A 21,961-nucleotide genomic window follows, 5' to 3' on the forward strand; every position below is an offset into this window, starting at 1 on the left:
ACGGCCCCGCACGTGGCTCGTGGGGGCTGGACGGGTGGGCGGCGCCCGCACGGGCGCCGACCGACCAGCGTACCCGGCCGTGACCGGCCTCACCGGGATCGGTTTTGACATTCATTCTCAAGAAGGCGGACACTGGTGGTCATGCACCGCTCCCCCGCTCGGCGCCGTCGCGCCCTCGCCACCACCGCCGCCCTCGCCACGGCCGCGCTCGTCGCGGCGTGCTCCCCCGGCGACTCCCCCGGCGCCGGCGGCAGCGACGACGGGCGCCTCCAGGTGCTCGCGTCGTTCTACCCGCTCCAGTACGTCGTCGAGCAGGTCGGCGGCGAGCACGTCGACGTCTCCAACCTCACCCCGCCCGCGGCCGAGCCGCACGACCTCGAGCTCGCGCCCGCCCAGGTGCGTGCGATCGGCGACGCCGACCTCGTCGTCTACCTCTCCGGCTTCCAGCCCGCCGTCGACGAGGGCATCGAGCAGCGCGCCCCGGAGCACGTCGTGGACGCCGCCGAGTCCGCCGGGCTCGAGGAGCACCCCGGTGGCGAGGGCGAGCACGCCGACGAGAGCGCGGAAGAGCACGCCGAGCACGCGGACGAGTCCGGCGACGGCCACGACCACGGCGCGACCGACCCGCACTTCTGGCTCGACCCGACGCGCCTCGCCGCCGTCGGCGACGCCGTCGCCGACGAGCTCTCCGCGATCGACCCCGACCACGCGGACGACTACGCCGCCGGAGCCGCCGCCCTCACCGCCGACCTCGACGACCTCGACACCGAGCTCGCCGAGGCGCTCGCGCCGTGCTCGGGGGCGACGCTCGTGACGTCGCACGAGGCGTTCGGGTACCTGGCGGAGCGCTACGACCTGCACCAGGTGGGCGTCTCGGGCATCGACCCCGAGGCCGAGCCGTCGCCCGCGCGCCTGCGCGAGGTCGGCGAGATCGTCCGCGAGAACGGCGTGACCACGATCTTCTTCGAGACGCTCGTGAGCCCCAAGGTGACCCAGACGCTCGCCGACGACCTCGGCGTGCAGACCGCCCTCCTCGACCCGATCGAGAGCCTCGCCGACGGTGCGACGGACTACCGTGAGGTCATGGAGTCCAACCTCGAGGCGCTCACCTCCGGCCTCGCCTGCTCATGACGGGCGCGGCAGAGCTCGTCGCCGCGCGCGACGTCCACGTGACCCTCGGCGGGAGCGAGATCCTGCGCGGGATCGACCTGACCGTCGGCGCCGGCGAGGTCGTCGCGGTCCTCGGTGCCAACGGGTCGGGCAAGTCGACGCTCGTGCGGGCGCTCGTCGGGATCGTCCCGCTGTCCCGCGGCTCCGTCGACCTGTTCGGCGCGCCGCTCGGTCCTCGCCTGCCCTGGCAACGTCTGGGCTACGTGCCGCAGCGCGTCGCCGCGCCGTCGGGCATGCCGTCCACGGCGTCCGAGGTCGTCGCCTCCGGGCTCCTCGGCGGCGGCCGCCTCCGGCTCCCCCGCGGCTGGCGTGCGCGCACGGTCGAGGCGCTCGACCTCGTCGGGCTCGCCGACCGCGCGGACGACTCCACCGCCGAGCTGTCGGGCGGCCAGCAGCAGCGCGTGCTCATCGCGCGCGCCCTGGTCCGCCGGCCCGACCTCCTCGTCCTCGACGAGCCCGTCGCCGGCGTGGACAAGCCCAGCCAGGAGTCGTTCGCCGCGACCATGACGCGGCTCGTCGGCGACGGGCTCACGGTGCTCGTCGTCCTCCACGAGCTCGGCGCGCTCGCCCCGCTCATCGAGCGCGCCGTCGTGCTGCGGCACGGCCGCGTCGTGCACGACGGCGCCCCGCCCCGCGCGTCGTCGACCCACGCGGGCGCCACGCACCAGCACCTCCACCCGCACGAGCCCGCGGACACCGACAACCGCACCGCCGGTCCGGAGACGGGCCTCACCGACACCCTGAACCCCGACCTCGCCGCGGGTCACGCACCCAGGACGGCCTCATGACCACGCTGTTCTCCGAGATCTCCCTCATGCTCACCGACCCGCTCATGCAGCGCGCCCTCCTCGCCGCGCTCCTGGTCGGCGTCAGCGCGCCCGTGGTGGGCACGTACCTCGTGCAGCGCAAGCTCTCGCTCCTCGGCGACGGCATCGGGCACGTCGCCCTCACCGGCGTCGCGCTCGGGTGGCTCGTCGGGGCCGCGATGGGCGTCGTCCCGAACGACGCGCTCGCGATCCCCGGCGCGGTGGTCGCCGCCGTGCTCGGTGCGGTCGCCATCGAGGTCGTGCGCGAGCGCGGCCGCACGAGCGGCGACCTCGCGCTCGCGCTGCTCTTCTACGGCGGCATCGCGGGCGGCGTCCTGCTCATCGGCCTCGCGGGCGGCTCGTCCGGGAGCCTCATGCAGTACCTCTTCGGCTCCATCTCGACCGTCACGGCGTCGGACCTCGTCCTCACCGTCGTGCTCAGCGCGGTGATCCTGCTCGTCGGGGTCGGGTTGCGCGCCGCGCTGTTCTCCGTGAGCCACGACGAGGAGTTCGCGCGCGCGTCGGGCCTGCCCGTGCGCACGCTCAACATCGCCGTCGCCGTCGTCGCCGCGCTCACCGTGACGGTGTCGATGCGGGTCGTCGGGCTGCTGCTCGTGAGCGCGCTGATGATCGTGCCCGTCGCGGTCGCGCAGCTCGTCACGCGCTCGTTCCGCCGGACGATGCTCGTCGCGTCGGTCGTCGGCGTGGTCGTGTGCGTCGTGGGGCTGTCCTTCACCTACTGGAACAACGTCTCGCCGGGTGCGACCATCGTGGTCCTCGCGATCGCGACCTACCTGCTCGTCGCCGTCCTGCGGCCGCTGTGGGTCCGCCGACGCCCGCGCGTGGCGCGCGACCCGCACCCGGACATCCCCGACGACGTCGAGCTCGACCTCGTACCCTCGGGGGCGTCGAACCGCACACCCGGAGGTGACACGTGCAGCGCATGACCCGGCAGCGCGCCGCCGTCTCGGACGCTCTCGAGGACCTCGACGACTTCCGCAGCGCCCAGCAGCTCCACGAGATCCTGCGCACCCGCGGGGACAACGTGGGGCTCGCGACCGTCTACCGCACGCTCCAGAGCCTCGCGGACGGCGGCGACGTCGACGTGCTGCGCACCGAGGAGGGGGAGAACCTCTACCGCCGGTGCGAGCGCCGCGAGCACCACCACCACCTCGTGTGCCGCACGTGCGGCCGCACGGTCGAGATCGACGGCCCGACCGTCGAGACGTGGGCCAACCAGGTGGGCACGTCGCACGGGTTCGTCGACATCCAGCACACGATCGAGCTGTTCGGCACGTGCGCGGGGTGCGCACGCGCCTCCGCGCGGGACTGAGCCGTGCCCGACGCGCTGGACGGCGCCCCGTTCGCCGCGCTCTTCGCGTTCTTCTTCGCGATCGCGTTCGTGCGGACGCAGGCGACGTACTGGATCGCGCGACTCGTCACGACGTGGACGCTCGACCGCACGCGGCCCGTGAAGCCGTGGGTCGCGCGCGTCCACGCCTGGCTGTCCGGACGCTCGGCGGCGCGCGGGATCGAGACCGTCCGCCGCTGGGGCGTCCTCGCCGTCCCCGTGTCCTTCCTCGCGACCGGGACCAAGACCGTCGTGAACGCCGCCGCGGGGGTCGTCCGGATGCCGTTCGGCCGCTACCTCGCCGCGATGACGCTCGGGTGCGCGGTCCACGCGACCATCTACGCGACCGTCGGCTGGGCCGTGTGGACGGCCGCCTTCGCCGCGGCGACCGGGTCGCCGTGGGGCGTCGCGGCCCTGGTCCTGCTGGTCGTCGGCGTGGCCGTCGGGGTGGTCGTCATGGTTCGACGCCGCGCCGCCCGGGAGACCGTCGCTCCGGCGGGTGCGATCGCCGCCCTCGAGGGAGACGGTCTCGTCCTCGACCCCCGCGTCCAGGACACGCAGGACGCGCCGCGCCTCGACCGATGAGATGACGCGCGCCCGACCGTCCGAACGGGCATGACCACGTTCCTCCTGCTGCCCGGCGCCGGCGGCGACCCCGCGTACTGGGACCTGCTCGCGCCCGAGCTCGCCCGGCTCGGTCACCTCCCGGTCCCCGTCGACCTGCCCCAGCACGACGAGGCCTACGGCTGGGCCGACCTCACCGACGTCGCCGTCGAGACCCTGCACCGCGCGGCCGGACCCGCCGAGCGGGACGACCTCGTCGTCGTGGCCCAGTCCATGGGCGCGTACGTGGGCCCGCTCGTGTGCGAGCGCGATCCGGTCCGCCTGCTCGTGCTGCTCAACCCGATGATCCCGCTGCCGGGCGAGTCGGGCGCCGACTGGTGGCGCGCGACGGACCACGCAGCGCGCCGTGCCGCGACGGGCCTCGGGCCGTTCGACCCCGTGGACGACTTCCTCCACGACGTGCCCGAGGCGGTCGCGGCCGCCGTGCAGCGCAGCGACCGGCAGCCGTCCGAACGCTCGTTCGCCGAGCCCTGGCCGGCCCGCGCCTGGCCGACAGCGCCCACGGTCGTGCTCCAGGGTGACGACGACCGCCTCTTCCCCGTGGCCTTCCAGCGCGCCGTCGCGCGCGAGCGCCTGGGCGCCGACGTCGAGACGCTGCCCGGCGGGCACCTCGTGGCGCTCAGCCGACCGGTCGAGCTCGCCGCCCGGCTCGACGTGCTCGCCGGCTGACGGACCGGACGTCCCCCGGCGCCTCAGCCGACCGTCGTCGCGGAGCCGTCGGCCGCGCCGACGCAGAACTGGTTGCCCTGCGGGTCCGCGAGCACGGCCCAGCGGTAGCCCGGGACCGTGTGCTCCGCGACGAACGTCGCGCCGTCCGCCACGAGCGCGGCGACGTCCGCCTCGCGGTCGGACGCGCCGAGGTCGAGGTGCAGGCGGTTCTTGCCGGGGGTCGGGTCCTCGACGCGCTGGAAGCCGAGGACGGGTGCGGTCACCCCCTCGGCGGGCACGACCTCGAGGAACCATCCGTCCGACTCGTCGACGACCCGCCCGCCGAGCTGGCGCGCCCACCAGTGCGCGAGCGGTCGCGGGTCGGTGGAGTCGACGGTCACCATGCCGATGCTCAGAGCCATGCCGCGCACGCTACCGGCCGGCGCCCACGGCGTCCCGACGACGACCGGCGCGCCCCGCACGGCGAGCGCACGACGTCAGACCGTGCCGCCCACCGCGTCCACCGCACCGCCGTAGCGACGGTCGCGCCGCGCGTACTCCTCGACCGCGCGCCACAGCGACCGGCGGTCGACATCGGGCCACGGCTCGGGGAGGAACACGAGCTCCGCGTAGGCGGCCTGCCAGATCATGAAGTTGGACGTGCGCTGCTCGCCCGAGCTGCGCAGGAAGAGGTCGACGTCCGGCAGGTCGGGCTCGTCGAGGTGCTGCTGGATCGTCCGCTCGGTGACCTTGCCGGGGTCGAGCCGCCCCGCGGCGACCTCGCGCGCGATGGCGGCCGCGGCGTCGGCGATCTCCGCGCGCCCGCCGTAGTTGACGCACATCGTCAGGGTGCAGACGTCGTTCTCCTTCGTCTGCTCCTCCGCGACCTCGAGCTCCTTGATCACCGACGCCCAGAGGCGAGGACGACGCCCTGCCCAGCGCACGCGGACTCCCCACGAGTCCATCTCGTCACGACGTCGCCGGATGACGTCGCGGTTGAAGCCCATGAGGAACCGCACCTCGTCGGGCGAGCGCTTCCAGTTCTCCGTCGAGAACGCGTACGCCGACACGTGCTTGACGCCGATCTCGATCGCCCCCGCGACGACGTCCAGCAGCGCCGCCTCGCCGGCCTCGTGGCCCGCGGTGCGCGGCAGCCCGCGCGCGTTGGCCCAGCGGCCGTTGCCGTCCATGACGACGGCCACGTGGTTCGGCACGAACTGCGCCGGGATCGCCGGGGGCCGCGCACCGCTCGGGTGCGGGAACGGCGCCGCGTAGGTCCGCTTCGCCATCAGGCGTCCGCCCCCGCACCCCGGCGGTCGGCGACGACGCCGACCGGCCCCGCGGGCGAGGCGGCAGACGGGGCGGCGGGCGCGTCCCGCTCGACCATGCGCAGTGATCGCAACGTTCTCTCCAGGTGGTATTGGCTGTAGGCGGCCACGAGGCCGCTCGCTTCCTTGCGGTGCCGCGCGTCCGAGGCGTCGGCAGTCTCCCACTCCCCCGCGAGCAGCGCGGCGAGGAGGGCGAAGGTCTGGGGGGCGGGTGCCGTCGACCCGGGCGGACGACAGCGCGAGCACACCGCGCCCCCCTGCGCGACGGCGAACGCGTGGTGGGGGCCCGGCTCGCCGCACCGTGCGCAGTCCTCGAACGACGGCGCCCAGCCGGCGACGGCGAGCGCGCGCAGGAGGTAGGAGTCCAGCACCAGGCCGGGGGCGTGCGTCTGCTCGGACAGCGCCCGGAGCGCCCCCGCGAGCAGCCAGTACTGCTGCACGGCGGGTTCTCTCTCGTCGGCGACGAGCCGCTCCGCGGTCTCGAGCATCACGGCGCCCGCCGTGTACAGACCGTAGTCCTCGCAGATCCGCCGCGCGTACGGGCCGATCGTCTCCGCCTGCGTCACCGTGTCCAGGGACCGCCCCGCGTAGAGCTGGACGTCGACGACCATGAACGGCTCCAGCCGCGCCCCGAACCGGGACGACGTGCGACGCACGCCCTTGCCGACGGCGCGCACCTTCCCGTGCTCGCGCGTCAGGAGGGTGACGATGCGGTCCGCCTCGCCCAGCTTCTGGGCGCGCAGCACGATCGCGTCGTCTCGGTACAGCACCACGCCCCTATTGTCCGCCATCCCACCCACGCCCCGTGCCGACCCACACCGGGCCCCCGGTCGTGAGATGCGAGAAGGTGCCCCTCCCAGGCTGCCGGCGGGGGCGACTTCTCGCTTTTCGTCAGCACGACGCAGCCCCCACCCGACGGGTCGGGCGGGGGCTGCGTTGCGTCTCAGGAGGCGGTGCGCTCCGCGCGGTTCACCGCGGACACGATGGCCTTGAGCGAGGCGGTCGTGATCGACGGATCGATCCCGACGCCCCACAGGACGTCGTCGCCCACCTGGCACTCGACGTAGGCGGCGGCGAGCGCGTCGCCGCCCTCGGACAGGGCGTGCTCGGCGTAGTCGAGCACGCGGACGTCGACGCCCACCTGCGCGATCGCGTCGACGAACGCCGCGACCGGGCCGTTGCCCGTGCCTTCGAGCGTCAGCTCCTCGCCGCGGTCGAGCACGTCGACGCTCAGGGTGTCCGGACCGTCCTCGCTCGACGACGCGCGCGTGGAGCGCAGCTTGAGCCGACCCCACGGCTCCAGGCCGGAGTCGGGCTCGACGGGCAGGTACTCGTCGGAGAAGATCCGCCAGATGTCGTCGCCCGTGACCTCGGTGCCCTGCTGGTCGGTGTGGTGCTGCACCGCCTGGCTGAACTCGATCTGCAGGCGCCGCGGCAGGTCGAGGTGGCGCTCCGACCTCAGCAGGTAGGAGATGCCGCCCTTGCCGGACTGCGAGTTGACGCGGATGACGGCCTCGTAGGAGCGGCCGACGTCCTTGGGGTCGATCGGCAGGTACGGGACGGCCCAGACGAGGTCGTCGACCGTCCTGCCCTCGGCCTCCGCGTGGGCGGCCATCGCGTCGAAGCCCTTCTTGATGGCGTCCTGGTGCGAGCCGGAGAACGCCGTGAAGACGAGGTCGCCGGCGTAGGGGTGGCGCTCGGGCACGCCGAGCTGGTTGCAGTACTCGACGGTGCGGCGCACGTGGTCGATGTCGGAGAAGTCGATCTGCGGGTCGATGCCCTGGCTGAACAGGTTCATCCCCAGCGTCACGAGGCACACGTTGCCGGTGCGCTCGCCGTTGCCGAACAGGCAGCCCTCGATGCGGTCGGCGCCCGCCTGGTAGCCCAGCTCGGCCGCGGCGACCGCGGTGCCGCGGTCGTTGTGCGGGTGCAGCGACAGGACGACGTTCTCGCGGTGGTTCAGGTGCCGGTTCATCCACTCGATCGAGTCGGCGTAGACGTTGGGCGTCGCCATCTCGACCGTCGCGGGCAGGTTGATGATGACCTTGCGGTCCGGGCGGGGCTCGAAGACGTCGAGCACCTCGTTGCAGATGCGGGCGGCGAACTCGAGCTCGGTCCCCGTGTACGACTCGGGCGAGTACTCGTAGTAGACCGTGGTCTCGGGGACCGTCTCCTCGAACTTCTTGCACAGCCGCGCGCCGTCGACGGCGATCGCGATGATGCCCTCGGGGTCGGAGCGGAACACGACCTCGCGCTGGAGCACAGACGTCGAGTTGTACAGGTGGACGATCGCCTGCTTCGCGCCCTTGATCGCCTCGTAGGTGCGGGCGATGAGGTGCTCGCGCGACTGCGTCAGGACCTGGATGACGACGTCGTCGGGGATGCGGTCCTCCTCGATGAGCATCCGGACGAAGTCGAAGTCGGTCTGCGAGGCAGACGGGAAGCCGACCTCGATCTCCTTGTAGCCCATCTCGACGAGCAGCTCGAACATGCGCAGCTTGCGCTCCGCGTTCATGGGCTCGATGAGGGCCTGGTTGCCGTCGCGCAGGTCCACCGCGCACCAGCGGGGGGCGGTCTCGATGCGCTTGTCGGGCCACGTGCGGTCGGGCACCGACACGTCGATCTGCCGGTGGAACGGCAGGTACTTGTGGATCGGCATGCCCGACGGCTGCTGCGGGTTCGCGTCCGTGGCGGTCGGCGTCGAGGAGGGGGCTGAGGCGTTCATCGTGGGTCCTTCGGGTCGTCTGATGGGTGTCAGCCGGCACACCGACCACCGCGACGAGGGACCGGCTAGAGAGCCTCGCCGCGGCAACGAAGGAGGAGCTGCCGCATTAGGTGCACGACGCCACTGTACTCCTCCGCGGTCCGTGCCCCGCGGACGTCCGTTCCTCGGGCACGTCGCACGCGCGGGCCGCGGAGGTCCGGGGCTCGGCCCCGCCCGTCCCTCTCGCCGGGTGGCACGACGACGCCCGGCCGCCTCCGAGGGAGGGCGACCGGGCGTCGTCGCTCGGTCAGCGGCGCGAGCGCAGCGCGGCGTCGACGGCGGGGTCGCCGAGGTTGCCGAGCCACTCCAGCAGCGCCGGGTACGTGGACGGGTTCGCCGCCACCTGGGGACGCAGGTGCGGCGCGTCCTGGACGATCTGCGCGAGGACCTCGAGCGGCGTGCTCGGGTCGAGCGCCTGGGCGGCCGTGAAGCCCGGGACCTGGGCGGGCGGGGAGTACGACTGCTGCGGCTGCGCCGTGGGCTGCTGCCCGTAGCCACCGCCGTAGCCCTGCTGCGGCTGCTGCTGGTAGCCCGGCTGGGGGTATCCCTGCTGGCCATACCCCTGGTGGCCCTGCGCGGGCGACCCGGCGCCGGGCTGCGCGGTCGGCTGCGGGCCGGTGCCCGGCTGGCCCTCCTGGTACGCCGGCATGACGGCGGTCGCGGGGCCCTGGTCGGGGTCGAGCCCCGGGCGTGCCGCGTACCCGCTGCGCTCGGGCTCGACCTGCTGGACCGGGAGGACCTCGGTGGCGTCGCCGCCTGCAGGCGCCCAGCGGCCCTGGTCCGGCTGCTGCGCGGCGACCGGACCGGTCTGCGCAGCCACCGGGTACGCCGCACCACCGTGCGGCGCCCCGGGGTAGGAACCGGCCGGCGGCTGCGCCGCCGCGGGTCCGGACGGCGCGACGGGCGCCTGCCGGACCGGCTTGGGCGCGGGCGGCTGCCAGACGTACGCCTGCGCCGCCGCCCCGGCGGCAGCGGCCGGGACCGGACGGTGCTCGGCGAAGTACGCGCGCACCTCGCGCGGGACCGTCAGGGCACCGACGACGAGCAGCGGGAGCCCGAACGCGAGGAGCACGTGCTCGACGCCACCGCCGAGCACGACCCGGTTGGACGTCACGACGAGCAGGACGATGCCCAGCAGCGCGACGACACCGGCGCCACCGAGGGCGAGCGGCCGGCCGGTCGTCGCGTCGCGGGCGAGCGAGCGGCGCGCGACGAACGCGACGGCCGCCGCGAGCACGCCCACCACGACGGCGAGCACGACCGGCACGCCGCGAGCGCCCTCGGCCAGCGTGAGCACGGCGCTCACGGCGACGTACCCGGCGACGACGAGCGCGAGGTCGAGGGCGTTCACGGCGACGCGCACCCAGGTCTTCACGGGGTCGGCCACCGTCATCGCGCGGTGCACCGCAGGCGCCGCGGCGATCGCGGCGAGCGCCGGGACGAGCACGAGCCCGAACCGGCCGCGGTGCGTGCTCTCGATCGTGACGAGCCCGTTGTTGCCCGAGCCCAGCACGAACGCCACCGCGAGGATGACCCCCAGCCCGACGAGCGTGAGGCGCGCCGCCTCGGACCGGCGCCACGTGCCGTACGTCGGCAGGCCGACGAGCGCGAGGACGAAGAGCGCGGAGACGAGCACGAACAGGACGAGGAGCGCGCCGCCGAGGCGGGTCCCCGTGACGGTCAGGATGATCGTGAGCAGGACGGTCACCGCGAGGACCGCGGCCCCCGCGAGGAGCGCCTGGAGCCAGCGGTTCGTGACCGCGCGGTCCTGGTCCTGCGGTCCGAGCTCGCTCTCGCGCGGCTGCGCCGCGAGGATCGCGCCCGCGAGCCCGAGTGCGGCCGCGGAGCCGACGCCGCCCCAGCCGTCGCCGAAGTCCCCGCCCCCGACGACGTCGACGACGAGGTAGACGCCGACGAGGAGGACGTACGGGGCGTTGGCGAGCAGACGGACCTTCCGCGTCGTGTGCACGGTCCACGTCGCGGGCAGCACCCCGGTGCGGGCGAGGTACGGCAGCGCGAGGGTGAGCAGGGAGAGGATCGTCAGCAGGACGACCTCGATCTTGTCGGACGCGCGGCTCGCGGCGTCCCACGGCAGTGCGAGGGACACGAGGAGCAGGAGGGCCGCGACGCCGTCACGCACGTAGTCGCTCACGGGCATCCCGGCGAAGGGCGAGACCGGACCTGGTGCGGTGGCCGTGGCGGCCGGCCCCGCGGGAGCCTCGGCCTCCTCGACGCCGCCCTGTCCGCCGTCGTCCCCCGCGCCCGGCTCCGCAGGCGCCCCACCCGGTGCGCGCTCGGCCGAGGAGTCCCCGTCACCCACCGCGACGCCGTCGGGCGCCGTGGTCGGCCCGGTGCCCGCAGCGCGCGGCTGCGGGTCCTCGGCCGGCTCTGTCTGGTTGGTCATCGTGCACTCCCTACGCTGTCGCGCCGTGCCGTACGCACGCACGCCGGCCCGACGGGCCCCGACCGTTTCTACCGGTTCATCACGTGCGTCTTCAAGCGCCCACGCGGCGCGGACCCCCGATACGACGGGACGGCTCAGGACACGGCCGTCAGCCGGTCCGCGCCGAGCAGGAAGAGGCGGCCCTCGACCGCGACCACGTGGTACGTGTTCTCGGGCAGGGCCCAGCGCCACTCGACGGCCCCGTCGTCGAGCGCGAGCGACACGAGCCCCTGACCCTCGCGGCCGCGCTCGGTCACGAAGAGCGACCGTCCGTCCGTGAGCACCGGCCAGGGCCCGCTGTCGTCGACGGTCACGGCCCAGGCCTCCTCGCCGGTGCGCGCGTCGACGCTGCGGTACGCCGAGTCCGTCTGGACGACGACGCGCCCGTCGACGCGCGCGACGGCTCGCAGGCCGGTGCCCGGGAGGGACCAGAGCTCCGAGCCGGTCGCCGCGTCGACCCCCACGATGCTCCCGAACGTGTTGGTGACGATCACGCCGGGCGCGGAACCGTCCGAGAGGGGTGCCTCGAGGACGCGACCCTTGATCCGGAAGTCCGGCTCGCCCGCGGCCGTGAAGACGGTCGCCGTGCCGCGCCCGTACTCGTTCCCGACGTAGCGGCCGTCCTGGAGCCGCACGATCGTCCACACGTCGTCCTCGACGAGCGAGCGGCCGTCCTCCGTGAGCGCCGCGGCGACGCCCGGCGCCAGGACGTCGACCACCCCGCGGCGGACGTCGAGCACGACGTCGCCCCCGCGCCCGAGCCCGTCGTGCGGGAGCGACCGGTCCCAGCGGACCTCTCCGGTCGCCGCGTCCTCGCGCACGAGCGCGACCTCGCCGCCCCGCCACCACGCGCGCACGACGTCGCCGGCGCCGACGGGCACGACCGACAGGCGGCCCGCGGTCTCGACGGTCCGGTCGCCGACGACCTCGCCCGTCGCGGACCGGACGGTGACCAGCCGGGCGACCTGCTCGCGCCACCCGGACGGCACGGCGCACACCACCACCTCCCGGGCCGGCTCGCCCTGGGCCGGCAGGCACGTGGCCCGGTCGCCGAGCCGCTCGGACCGCCAGAGGACCGAGCCGTCCTCGACCGAGTGCGCCGTGAGCGCGCCGTCGACCGTGACGACGGCGCCCACTGCCGGGACGACCTCGGAGCCCGGCGCGACCGGCACGGACCACCGCGGCTCGGGCGGTGCCTCGAGGGGGCGCAGCCCGCCCGCGAGCGCGGTGACGTCGACGGGCCGCGCGTCCTCCATCGAGGCGGTGAAGGCGACCGAGCCCGCGAACGCGGCGGCGACCGCGACGGCGACCCACGGGACGGGGTGCGCGTACCAGGCGCGCCGCGGTGCGTCCGTGCCGTCGCTGCGCCGGGACCGTCCGCGCTCGCGCGCGGTCCGGGCGGATCCCGCCGCGGCCGTCGCGGGTCGCGAGGCGGTCCCGGCGCTCCGGGCGTGCGGGCCACGGCGCCCGTCGCCGAGGGTGCCCGGGGCCGTGCGCCCCGACCGGTCGCCGTCGCTCGCAGCCTCCGGCTCGCCGTCGAACACGGCGTCGAAGCGGTCGTCCGTGCGCAGCTCGGGGGGCAGGAGCTCGAAGCTGACGGCACCCGCCGACGCGCTGGCACCGTCCGTCGTCGGCTCGTGGGTGACGTGCCCGGCACGAGCCGCCCGGTCCTGCGCGAGCCGACGGCGCCTCACCTGTCCACGATACGCACGCGGAGGCGCCCGCGCCCGGGCGGGCGGTCAGATGCCGAGCTGGTACACGCCCCAGTACGCGAGGATCACGAGGAGGATCGCCGCACCCGCGACGACGCACCACAGCATGACGCGCGTCGTCAGGCCCCGCGCGACCCGCAGCGCCCCGGCCCGGCCCTCCTCGACGCCCGTGCCGGCCGCGTCGGCGAGGTCCGCCGCGGCGCGCCGGGCCGTCCGGACCTCGGCGGAGCGGTTGATCAGGAGGGCCGCGGCGACGAGCGTCGCGAGCCCGACGAGCCGCACCCCGATCCACCCGCCCTGCACGACCCAGGCGTCCTTCTCGTAGTCCAGGGCGAGCCGGGCGACGGCGACGAGGTAGACCACGAGGGCCACCGTCGTCCCGAGGGCGCCCGCGCCGAGCCCGGCGAGCGGCGCGCGGAAGCCGGGCGCGAGACCGGCGGGCGCGCTCGGGCGCCCCGCGACGCGGCGCAGACGGCGCACGAGCCCTCCGGCGAGCCCGACGAGCGGCCCGAGCACGAGGAGACCCACCGCGCCGAGCACGAGCCCGACGAGGAGGTCGCCGTTGCCGAGCCACCGCGGGGTGGGGACGGGACCGGCGAGGTACTGCTGGTTCGGCTCGGCCCCGGCGACCTGGGGCTGCGCGGTCGCGCTGTCGGGGAGGGACGTGATCCAGGCGCCGAGGTCGCGCGGGAAGTCGGGGACGAGCACGTCGTCGATCTTGATCCCGTGGTTCGCGTCCTCGTAGAACCGCACGGTCACGTCGGCGCCGCCCGACGCCGACGACGGCCCCGTCGCGTCGAGGATCTGCCGCGCCCCCTGCTCGACCGGCATCGACGGGTCCGCGGTGCCGTAGACCACGAGGACGGGCTGGGTGAGCCGCTCGAGGAACGGCTCGACGTCGAAGTCGGCGTACTCGAAGCCGCCCCCGGGGATCGCCATGCCGACCGCGCGCGGGATCGCCCGGAACACCCCGTGCGGGACGTCCGTGTTGCGCAGGTAGCTGTCGACCGCGAACGCGGCCTGCTGGCGCGGCGGCACGACCGGGGCGGACACGAGCACGGAGAACGCGATCGTCGGGTCCTCGACGGCCATCACGGGCACGATCCACGTGCCCTCCGACTCCCCGTACAGCCCGACCTGGTCCGGGTCGACCCCGGGTCGCGTCCGGAGCAGGTCCACGGAGCGCTCGTAGTCGCGCGCCATCGCCTCGTAGTCGCGGTGACGCGTCGTGTACGTGTCGAGGCGCTTGTCCGGCACGAGGGTGACGACACCGGCGCTCGCGAGGTCGGCCGCGACGTCCACGAAGGCCTCCGTCGCCAGGCCCGTGCCCGCGCCGTGCACGAACACCACGCCCGGGAGGTCGTCGCCCGCGTCGACGGGCTCGCGCAGGATGCCCCCGACCGTCGCGCCGTCGAGCCGGATCGTCACGTCCGTCTCGCGCACGTCGTACGTGCCGACGGGGTCGGCGCCGCCGGGAGGCTGGCCCCCGATCGTCGTGTCGGGCGTCGTGGGCTCCAGGTGCTCGGTCACGGGCACCGGGTCCCACTGCGGTCCCGTGACCGCGCCGACGATCGCGAGGACGATCGCGAGCGCGGCGGTGGTCGCGGCGGTCCGGAAGATCACCGGGGAATCGTACGTCGCACCCACGACGCCGGTCCCTGGTGCCGCCCCGACGCGCGGACGGGGGCTCTCCCCCGTCCGGGCGCGGCCCGCCTCAGAACCCGAGCCGGTGGAGCTGCTTGGGGTCGCGCTGCCAGTCCTTGGCGACCTTCACGTGCAGGTCGAGGTAGACGCGCGCGCCGAGCAGCGCCTCGATGCCGTGCCGCGCGCGGGTCCCGACCTCGCGCAGCCGCGAGCCGCCCCGGCCGATGACGATGGCCTTCTGCGAGTCGCGCTCGACGAAGAGGTTGACCCGCACGTCGAGCAGCGGCGGGCGGCCGGTGGCCTCGTCCCCGCTGCCCTCGCGGGGCACGATCTCCTCGACCTGGACGGCGAGCGAGTGCGGCAGCTCGTCGCGCACGCCCTCGAGCGCGGCCTCGCGCACGAGCTCCGCGACCATCACCGCCTCGGGCTCGTCGGTGAGCTCGCCGCCCGGGTAGAGCTCCGGCCCCGCGGGGAGGTGCGAGACCAGGACGTCGGTGAGGACGTCCACCTGGTAGCCGTCCTGCGCCGAGACCGGCACGATGTCCGCCCAGCCGCCCGCGGTCTCCCCCAGCCGGTCCACGGCGAGCAGGTGCGCGGCGAGCGTGCCGCGGTCCACGAGGTCGGCCTTCGTCACGACGGCGACCACGGGCGTGCCGCGGCGCCCGCGCATGAGCTCGGCGAGCTCGTTCGCGATGAACCGGTCGCCCGGCCCGATCTTCTGGTCCGCGGGCAGGCAGAACGCGATGACGTCGACCTCCGTCAGCGTCTCGCGCACGAGGTCGTTGAGGCGTTCGCCGAGCAGCGTGCGGGGCCGGTGCAGGCCCGGGGTGTCGACGAGGACGAGCTGCGCGTCGGGGCGGTGCACGATCCCGCGGATCGTGTGGCGGGTCGTCTGCGGCCGCCCGGACGTGATGGCGACCTTCTGGCCGACCAGCGCGTTCGTCAGGGTCGACTTGCCCGCGTTGGGCCGCCCGACCAGGCAGGCGAATCCGGAGCGGTGCTCGGGGGTGGTCGTGCTCACGGGGTGTCCTTCACGGTCGGGAGGGAGGGTCGGGTGTCGGCCGGGGTCTCCGGCTCGTGGGGTGCCGCGGGCGGCGTCGGGGCCGCGGCGTGGGACACGAGGACGGTCGCGAGCTGCTTGCGCCGGCCCTCGACCCGGTCGGCCTCGATCCGCAGGCCGTGCACGTCGGCGACGGAGCCGGGCAGCGGGACCTTGCCGAGGGCCTTGGCGAGCAGGCCGCCGACGGTGTCCACGTCGTCGTCGTCCAGGTCGAGCCCGAAGAGCTCGCCGAGCTCGTCCACGCCGAGCCGCGCGGGCACGCGCAGCACGCCCTCGCCGATGTCCTCGACCTCGGGCTCGGGGCGGTCGTGCTCGTCGGTCAGCTCGCCGACGATCTCCTCGAGCGCGTCCTCGATCGTCACGAGCCCGGCGATGCCGCCGTACTCGTCGACGACCATGGCGATGTGCGACGACGACGCCTGCATCTCGCGCAGGAGGTCGTCGACGGGCTTGGACTCGGGCACGAAGATCGCGGCGCGCGCGACGTCGCCGACCGGCCGGGCGTCCGCCCCCGGGCCGCCCTGCAGCACCCGCACGACGTCCTTGAAGTAGGCGACGCCCACGAGGTCGTCCGCGGACGTCCCGGTCACGGGGATGCGGGAGAAGCCCGAGCGCAGGAACAGCGACAGCGCCTTGCGCAGCGGCGTGTCCCGCGAGGTCGTGACCATGTCCGTCCGCGGGACCATGACCTCGCGCGTGAGGGTGCTGCCCAGCTCGAAGACGGAGCGGATGAGCTCGCGCTCCTCCTCCTCGATGACGTCGGACTCGTTCACGCGGTCCACCATGTCCTGGAGCTCGCGCTCGTGCGCCCCCGAGTCGGGGGCGGGCGCGAGGCGCGTGAGCCAGCGGGTCGCGGCGACGATCCCCGTGAGGAGCCCCGAGAGCGCGAGCAGGACGCGGACGGCGTGCCGGCGGCCCAGCGACCGCGGGCTGACCCGCACGACGAGGAGGCCGACGACGACGCTCACCGCCAGCGCGACGAGCAGGACCTGCCACCACGGCTCCAGCCATGCCGCGACGAGCAGCGTGAGGCACGTGATCGCGGCGACCTCGGCGACGACGCGCACGAACCCGACGGAACGGGCCGTCGCGGCCGGGTCCGCGAGCAGCGCCAGCGCGCGACGCCCGGACGGCCGCGGCGGGGTCGTCAGGTCGTCGCCGAGCGCGGCCTCGCTCACCGCCGCGCGCGTCACGCGCAGGACCGCCGCCTCGCCGGCGCTCAGCGCCGCGGCGAGCACGACCGTGAGGACGGTCAGGACCGCCAGGAGCGCGACGGGTTCGCCGCTCACCGGCCGGCGAGGAAGGTCAGGAGCAGCTTGCGCTGCAGCGCGAACATCTCCTTCTCCTCCTCCGGCTCGGCGTGGTCGTAGCCGAGCAGGTGCAGGATGCCGTGCGTCGTGAGCAGCAGCATCTCCTCCGCGGTCGAGTGCCCCGCGGTCACCGCCTGCTGCGCGGCGACCTCCGGGCACAGCACGACGTCGCCGAGCTGGCCGGGGCCGGACACCTCGCCGTCGCGACCGGGACGCAGCTCGTCCATGGGGAACGAGAGCACGTCCGTCGGTCCCGGCTCGTCCATCCAGCGCACGTGCAGCTCGGTCATGACGTCGGTGTCGACGAAGAGGATCGACAGCTCGCTCTGCGGGTGCACGCGCATCGCGTCGAGCACGTAGCGCGCGAGCGCCGCGAACTCGGCCTCGTCGACCTCGGCCTCGGTCTCGTTGTTGACCTCGATGCTCACGCGTCGTCCCTCGTCCGTCGGTCCCTGCCCGCGGGGCGTCCGCGGCGCTCGTCGTCCCGGCGGCGCGGTGCGCCGCCCGTCCCCTGTCGCGCCCCGGTGCCGGACGCGAGGTCCCACCGCGCGTACGCGTCGATGATCTCGCTCACGAGCCGGTGGCGCACCACGTCCGACGACGTGAGGCGGCAGAACTCGACGTCGTCCACGCCCGTGAGGACGTCCTCGATCACGCGCAGCCCGGACTGGGTGCCGCCGGGCAGGTCCACCTGCGTCGCGTCGCCCGTGATGACCATGCGCGACCCGAACCCGAGGCGCGTGAGGAACATCTTCATCTGCTCGGTCGTCGTGTTCTGCGCCTCGTCGAGAATGATGAAGGAATCGTTCAACGAGCGACCCCTCATGAACGCCAGCGGCGCGACCTCGATCGTGCCCGCCTCGATGAGCTTGGGGATCGAGTCGGGGTCGATCATGTCGTGCAGCGCGTCGTACAGCGGGCGCAGGTACGGGTCGATCTTCTCCGTGAGCGAGCCGGGCAGGAACCCGAGCCGCTCCCCCGCCTCGACCGCCGGGCGCGTGAGGATGATCCGGTTGACCTGCTTGGACTGGAGCGCCTGCACGGCCTTGGCCATCGCGAGGTACGTCTTGCCCGTGCCCGCGGGCCCGATGCCGAACGTGATGGTGCTGGCGTCGATCGCCTCGACGTAGCGCTTCTGCCCGACCGTCTTGGGCCGGATCGTGCGACCGCGGCTCGACAGGATGTTGAGCGTCAGCACCTCGGCCGGGCGCGACGCCGTCGCGGCCGTGAGCATCGAGATGGAGCGCGAGACGACGTCCGCCGTGAGCTGCGTGCCGGCCTCCACGACCTCGACGAGCTCGTCGAGCAGGCGGGAGGCGAGCGCGACGTCCCCCGGGGGACCGGAGACCGCGATCTCGTTGCCGCGCACGTGCACGTCGACCGAGGGGAATCCCTCCTCGACGGCCCGGAGCACGGAGTCTCGGCTGCCGAGGAGCGCGACCATCGGCACGTGGGTCGGGATGACGATGCGGTGCTCGACCCGGTGCGGCTGAGGGTCGGGTTCTCGGGACAGAGAGGTCATGAGCCGGCTTGCGCCGCTGCGCTCCTTCGGTCGGACGGTGGGGCCGGGGCCGCCACGGCCCCGCAGATCGCCTCCATCGTACCGAGCGCGCCGGGGCGCCACACGTCCTTTCGCGCAGGGCTCAGGCGGGCGTCCAGCCGAGCTCCGCGCCCGCGATGACGTGCCCGTGCACGTGGAACACGCTCTGCCCGGCGCGCGGGCCGGAGTTGAAGATGAGGCGGAACTGGCCGTCGGCCTGGTCGCCCGCGACCTCGTCGGCGAGCGCGACGACGTCGGCGAGCAGGCCCGGGTCGGCCGCCGCGAGCTGGGCGATGTCGCCGTGGTGGTCGCGCGGCACGACGAGCACGTGCACCGGGGCCTGGGGGTCGATGTCCCGGAAGGCGATCGCGCGGTCGCTCGTCGCGACGACGTCGGCAGGTAGCTCGCCCGCGACGATGCGGCAGAAGAGGCAGTCCGGGTCCGTGCGTACGTCGGTGCTGGTCATGACCCCGAGGCTAGTCCAGGCCCGGCCGCCACGCCCCAGCGGCCGAGCCGCTCGGCGAGGAGGGCGACGGCGACGGGACCGGCCGTCGACGTGCGCAGCACGTGCGGGCCCAGCCGGGCCGCGACCGCGCCGGCCGCCGTGAGGTCGGCGACCTCGCGGTCGGAGATCCCGCCCTCGGGGCCGACGACGACCAGCACCTCGGGCGCCACCCCGCCGGGTCGGGTCGCGCCGTCGGGCAGCGCGACGTCGGCGAGCGGCGTCACGGCCTCCTCGTGCAGCACGATCGCCCGCCCGCCGGCCGCGACGACGTCGGTCACGCGCGCCGCGAGGCCGCGCGAGTCGACGGCCACCTCGACCTGCGGCAGGCGCGCGCGCCGCGCCTGCTTGGTCGCCGTGCGGACCGTCGCGAGCCAGCGCGCACGGGACTTCGCGGCGCGCTCGCCGCGCCACACGACCACGGAGCGCTCCGCCTGCCAGGGCACCACGACGTCGACCCCGATCTCGGTCGCCGCCTCGATCGCCATCTCGTCGCGGTCGCCCTTGGCCAGGGCCTGCACGAGCGTCACGACGACGGCGGGCGCGGGCTCGCGGTCGACCTCCTGGACGAGCAGGGTCACGCGGCCCGCGTCGGCGTGCTCGACGACGCAGCGCAGGCGCAGGCCGTCGCCGTCCACGACGTCGACCCGCTCGCCCGCCCCGCGGCGCTGGACGACGCCCGCGTGGCGGCCCTCGGCGCCGTCGAGGACGTAGCGGTCGCCGGGCGCGACGGCGTCGAGCCCGGTCTCGGCGAGGAACACCGGAGCACTCACGCGACCGCTCCCCTCAGCGCCCGGAGAGCTTGTCGCGCAGGCGCGAGAACACGCCGGGGTGCGCGGCCGACAGGCGCGGCTCGGGCCGCTCCTCGCCACGCATCGCGGCGAGCGAGCGCAGGAGCTGCTCCTGCTCCTCGGTGAGCTCGCGCGGCACCTGGACCTCGATGTGGACGTTGAGGTCGCCGCGGCCGCTGCCGTGCAGGTGCCCCACGCCGAGGTTCTTGAGCGTGACGATCTGGCCCGGCTGCGTGCCCGGGCGCAGGTCGATCTCCTGCGCGCCGTCGAGCGTCTCGAGCTCGAGGACGGTGCCGAGCGCGGCCGCGGTCATGGGCACCTGGAGCGTGCAGTGCAGGTCGTCGCCGCGGCGCACGAACGTGTCGTGGTTGCGCTCGCGGATCTCGACGTACAGGTCGCCCGCGGGGCCGCCGGCCGGACCGACCTCGCCCTGCGCGGTGAGCTTGATGCGCGTGCCCGTGTCGACGCCCGCGGGGACGTTCACCGTGATGCTGCGGCGGCTGCGCACGCGGCCCTCGCCAGAGCACTCCGCGCACGGCTCGGGGATGACGGTGCCGAAGCCCTGGCACGCGGCGCACGGGGCGCTCGTCATGACCTGGCCGAGGAAGGAGCGCGCCACGCGCTGGACCGTGCCGCGGCCGTGGCAGACGTCGCACGTGCGGGGCGAGGTGCCCGGGCGACAGCACGAGCCGCCGCACGTCCCGCACACGACCGCCGTGTCGACCTGGAGCTCGCGCTGCGCGCCGAACGTCGCCTCGGACAGGTCGATGTCGAGCCGCACGAGCGCGTCCTGGCCGCGCCGGGCGCGCGGGATCGGCCCCTGCTGCGCCTGGCCGCCGCCGAAGAACGTCTCGAAGATGTCCTGGAAGCCGAACCCGCCGCCCATGGGGCCGGCGCCGCCGCCGGGGGCGCTCGGGTCGACGCCGAGATCGTACTGCTGACGCTTCTCCGGGTTGGAGAGCACCTCGTACGCGCGCGCCACGTCCTTGAAGCGGTCGCCCGCCTCCTCGCCCGCGACGTCGGGGTGCAGCTCGCGCGCGAGCTTGCGGTACGCCTTCTTGATCTGGTCCTGGCTGGCGTCGCGCGCCACGCCCAGGATCTCGTAGTAGTCGCTCACACGTCACTCTCTGCTGGTGCGGGTCGTGAGGCCGGCAGGGGGCCGGTCGTGAAGGGTCTGGTGCGGGTCGTGAGACCGGCACGAGGTCGGTCGTCGTGGATGCCTGCCGCGCGCGGGGAGGCCGCGGCGAGGCTCACGTGCCGAGCACCCGTGACAGGTAGCGCGCGACGGCGCGCACCGCCGCGATGGTCCCGGGGTAGTCCATGCGCGTCGGCCCGATCGAGCCGACGAGGGCGACCGTGTCACCGTCGTTACCGTAACCGGTCGTCACGACGGAGGTCTCGACGAGACCCTCGAGCTGGGTCTCGTGCCCGATCCGGACGCTCACGCCGGACTCCGCGGCCATCTCGGTGAGCAGGCCGAGGAGGACCACCTGCTCCTCGAGCGCCTCGAGGACCGGGCGCAGCGCATGCTCGAACCGCATGCCCGCGCGGGCGAGGTTCGCCGTGCCGGCGAGCACGAGGCGCTCCTCGCTCTCCTCCGCGAGCGTCTGGGCGACGAGGTCGCCCACGGCGCGCACGAGCGGGGCGTCGTCGGGGTGGAAGCTCTCCGTCACGGCGGCGAGCCCCGGCGCGAGGTCGGTGAGGCGCTTGCCGGCCGCGGCGGCGTTGAGCCGCGCGCGGACCTCCACGAGCGTGCCCTCGTCGGGCACGCTCGCGACCTCGAGCGTGCGCTGCTCGACGCGCCCGGTGTCGGTGATGATCACGACGAGCAGGCGCGAGTCCCCGACCGGCACGAGCTCGAGGTGCCGCAGCCCGGACCGGCTCAGCGACGGGTACTGCACGACCGCGACCTGGCCCGTGAGCTGCGCCAGCAGCCGGCCGGCGCGCGCGATGACGTCGTCGAGGTCCACGCCCTCGGAGAGGAACGTCTCGATGGCGCGCTTCTCCGGCGCGGACAGCGGCTTGACGCCCGAGAGCCGGTCGACGAAGAGACGGTAGCCCTTGTCCGTGGGGATGCGGCCCGCGGACGTGTGCGGCTGCGCGATGTACCCGGCGTCCTCGAGGGCCGCCATGTCGTTGCGGATCGTCGCGGGCGACACGCCGAGGCCGTGCCGCTCGGTGAGCACGCGCGACCCGACGGGCTCGCGCGTGAGGACGTAGTCCTCGACGATCGCACGCAGCACCTCGAGCCGGCGCTCCTCGCTCACG

Annotated in this window: 21 protein-coding genes; 6 read left to right on the forward strand and 15 right to left on the reverse strand. The window is 74.7% G+C overall.

What is annotated here, in order from left to right:
- Positions 1-141 precede the first annotated feature (141 nt).
- Genes NHH00_RS03830 through NHH00_RS03855 form a run of 6 tightly spaced genes read left to right on the forward strand, consistent with a single transcriptional unit; the run spans position 142 to position 4,620 of the window.
- Positions 142-1,131, forward strand: coding sequence for a metal ABC transporter substrate-binding protein (locus tag NHH00_RS03830; RefSeq protein ID WP_253050288.1), 990 nt, complete (start codon positions 142-144; stop codon positions 1,129-1,131).
- On the forward strand, positions 1,128-1,958 hold the full coding sequence (locus tag NHH00_RS03835; RefSeq protein ID WP_253050290.1) for a metal ABC transporter ATP-binding protein: 831 nt from the start codon (positions 1,128-1,130) through the stop codon (positions 1,956-1,958). The genes NHH00_RS03830 and NHH00_RS03835 overlap by 4 nt, the downstream gene beginning before the upstream one ends.
- Entirely contained in the window at positions 1,955-2,923 is a 969-nt protein-coding gene (locus tag NHH00_RS03840) for a metal ABC transporter permease (protein ID WP_253050292.1), read from the forward strand. The genes NHH00_RS03835 and NHH00_RS03840 overlap by 4 nt, the downstream gene beginning before the upstream one ends.
- Positions 2,920-3,309 (forward strand): Fur family transcriptional regulator, encoded by a 390-nt coding sequence (locus NHH00_RS03845; protein ID WP_253050294.1) that lies wholly within the window; start codon positions 2,920-2,922, stop codon positions 3,307-3,309. The genes NHH00_RS03840 and NHH00_RS03845 overlap by 4 nt, the downstream gene beginning before the upstream one ends.
- A gap of 3 nt (positions 3,310-3,312) precedes the next feature.
- Positions 3,313-3,912, forward strand: a complete 600-nt coding sequence (locus NHH00_RS03850; RefSeq protein WP_253050297.1) for a DedA family protein — start codon at positions 3,313-3,315, stop codon at positions 3,910-3,912.
- Between the two features lie 30 nt (positions 3,913-3,942).
- Complete coding sequence (locus NHH00_RS03855) at positions 3,943-4,620, forward strand: alpha/beta fold hydrolase (protein ID WP_253050299.1); 678 nt, start codon at positions 3,943-3,945, stop codon at positions 4,618-4,620.
- A gap of 23 nt (positions 4,621-4,643) precedes the next feature.
- On the opposite strand, the gene NHH00_RS03860 is transcribed toward NHH00_RS03855, so the two are convergent.
- From NHH00_RS03860 to hrcA, 15 genes are all read right to left on the reverse strand, one after another.
- Positions 4,644-5,021 carry a VOC family protein gene (locus NHH00_RS03860; protein ID WP_253050301.1) on the reverse strand — a complete coding sequence of 126 codons (378 nt, stop codon included), beginning with the start codon at positions 5,019-5,021 and terminating at the stop codon, positions 4,644-4,646.
- Between the two features lie 75 nt (positions 5,022-5,096).
- A complete protein-coding gene (locus tag NHH00_RS03865) occupies positions 5,097-5,888 on the reverse strand; it encodes an isoprenyl transferase (protein WP_253050303.1) in 792 nt (263 codons plus the stop codon).
- A complete protein-coding gene (recO, locus tag NHH00_RS03870) occupies positions 5,888-6,700 on the reverse strand; it encodes a DNA repair protein RecO (protein WP_253050305.1) in 813 nt (270 codons plus the stop codon). Before recO ends, NHH00_RS03865 begins: the two co-directional genes overlap by 1 nt.
- A 170-nt stretch (positions 6,701-6,870) precedes the next feature.
- A complete protein-coding gene (gene leuA / locus NHH00_RS03875) occupies positions 6,871-8,652 on the reverse strand; it encodes a 2-isopropylmalate synthase (protein ID WP_253050307.1) in 1,782 nt (593 codons plus the stop codon).
- Positions 8,653-8,938: 286 nt separating this feature from the next.
- Positions 8,939-11,095 carry a DUF7937 domain-containing protein gene (locus tag NHH00_RS03880; protein ID WP_253050309.1) on the reverse strand — a complete coding sequence of 719 codons (2,157 nt, stop codon included), beginning with the start codon at positions 11,093-11,095 and terminating at the stop codon, positions 8,939-8,941.
- 134 nt (positions 11,096-11,229) lie between these two features.
- Positions 11,230-12,828, reverse strand: coding sequence for an outer membrane protein assembly factor BamB family protein (locus NHH00_RS03885; protein ID WP_253050311.1), 1,599 nt, complete (start codon positions 12,826-12,828; stop codon positions 11,230-11,232).
- A gap of 45 nt (positions 12,829-12,873) precedes the next feature.
- Entirely contained in the window at positions 12,874-14,469 is a 1,596-nt protein-coding gene (locus NHH00_RS03890; RefSeq protein WP_253050313.1) for an alpha/beta hydrolase family protein, read from the reverse strand.
- A 91-nt stretch (positions 14,470-14,560) separates the two neighbouring features.
- Positions 14,561-15,511, reverse strand: a complete 951-nt coding sequence (gene era, locus NHH00_RS03895; RefSeq protein WP_253050315.1) for a GTPase Era — start codon at positions 15,509-15,511, stop codon at positions 14,561-14,563.
- On the reverse strand, positions 15,508-16,839 hold the full coding sequence (locus NHH00_RS03900; protein ID WP_253050317.1) for a hemolysin family protein: 1,332 nt from the start codon (positions 16,837-16,839) through the stop codon (positions 15,508-15,510). The genes era and NHH00_RS03900 overlap by 4 nt, the downstream gene beginning before the upstream one ends.
- Positions 16,836-17,288 carry an rRNA maturation RNase YbeY gene (gene ybeY / locus NHH00_RS03905; RefSeq protein ID WP_087469283.1) on the reverse strand — a complete coding sequence of 151 codons (453 nt, stop codon included), beginning with the start codon at positions 17,286-17,288 and terminating at the stop codon, positions 16,836-16,838. The genes NHH00_RS03900 and ybeY overlap by 4 nt, the downstream gene beginning before the upstream one ends.
- Positions 17,285-18,382 carry a PhoH family protein gene (locus tag NHH00_RS03910; RefSeq protein ID WP_253050319.1) on the reverse strand — a complete coding sequence of 366 codons (1,098 nt, stop codon included), beginning with the start codon at positions 18,380-18,382 and terminating at the stop codon, positions 17,285-17,287. The genes ybeY and NHH00_RS03910 overlap by 4 nt, the downstream gene beginning before the upstream one ends.
- 121 nt (positions 18,383-18,503) lie before the next feature.
- Positions 18,504-18,866 carry an HIT domain-containing protein gene (locus tag NHH00_RS03915; RefSeq protein ID WP_253050321.1) on the reverse strand — a complete coding sequence of 121 codons (363 nt, stop codon included), beginning with the start codon at positions 18,864-18,866 and terminating at the stop codon, positions 18,504-18,506.
- On the reverse strand, positions 18,863-19,675 hold the full coding sequence (locus NHH00_RS03920) for a 16S rRNA (uracil(1498)-N(3))-methyltransferase (protein WP_253050323.1): 813 nt from the start codon (positions 19,673-19,675) through the stop codon (positions 18,863-18,865). The genes NHH00_RS03915 and NHH00_RS03920 overlap by 4 nt, the downstream gene beginning before the upstream one ends.
- 13 nt (positions 19,676-19,688) lie before the next feature.
- Positions 19,689-20,810 (reverse strand): molecular chaperone DnaJ, encoded by a 1,122-nt coding sequence (dnaJ, locus tag NHH00_RS03925; RefSeq protein ID WP_253050324.1) that lies wholly within the window; start codon positions 20,808-20,810, stop codon positions 19,689-19,691.
- Between the two features lie 133 nt (positions 20,811-20,943).
- A complete protein-coding gene (gene hrcA / locus NHH00_RS03930; RefSeq protein ID WP_253050325.1) occupies positions 20,944-21,960 on the reverse strand; it encodes a heat-inducible transcriptional repressor HrcA in 1,017 nt (338 codons plus the stop codon).
- Position 21,961: the final 1 nt, after the last annotated feature.

Origin of the sequence: Cellulosimicrobium cellulans (genome assembly GCF_024124905.1) — a bacterium.
Taxonomy (GTDB): domain Bacteria; phylum Actinomycetota; class Actinomycetes; order Actinomycetales; family Cellulomonadaceae; genus Cellulosimicrobium; species Cellulosimicrobium cellulans_G.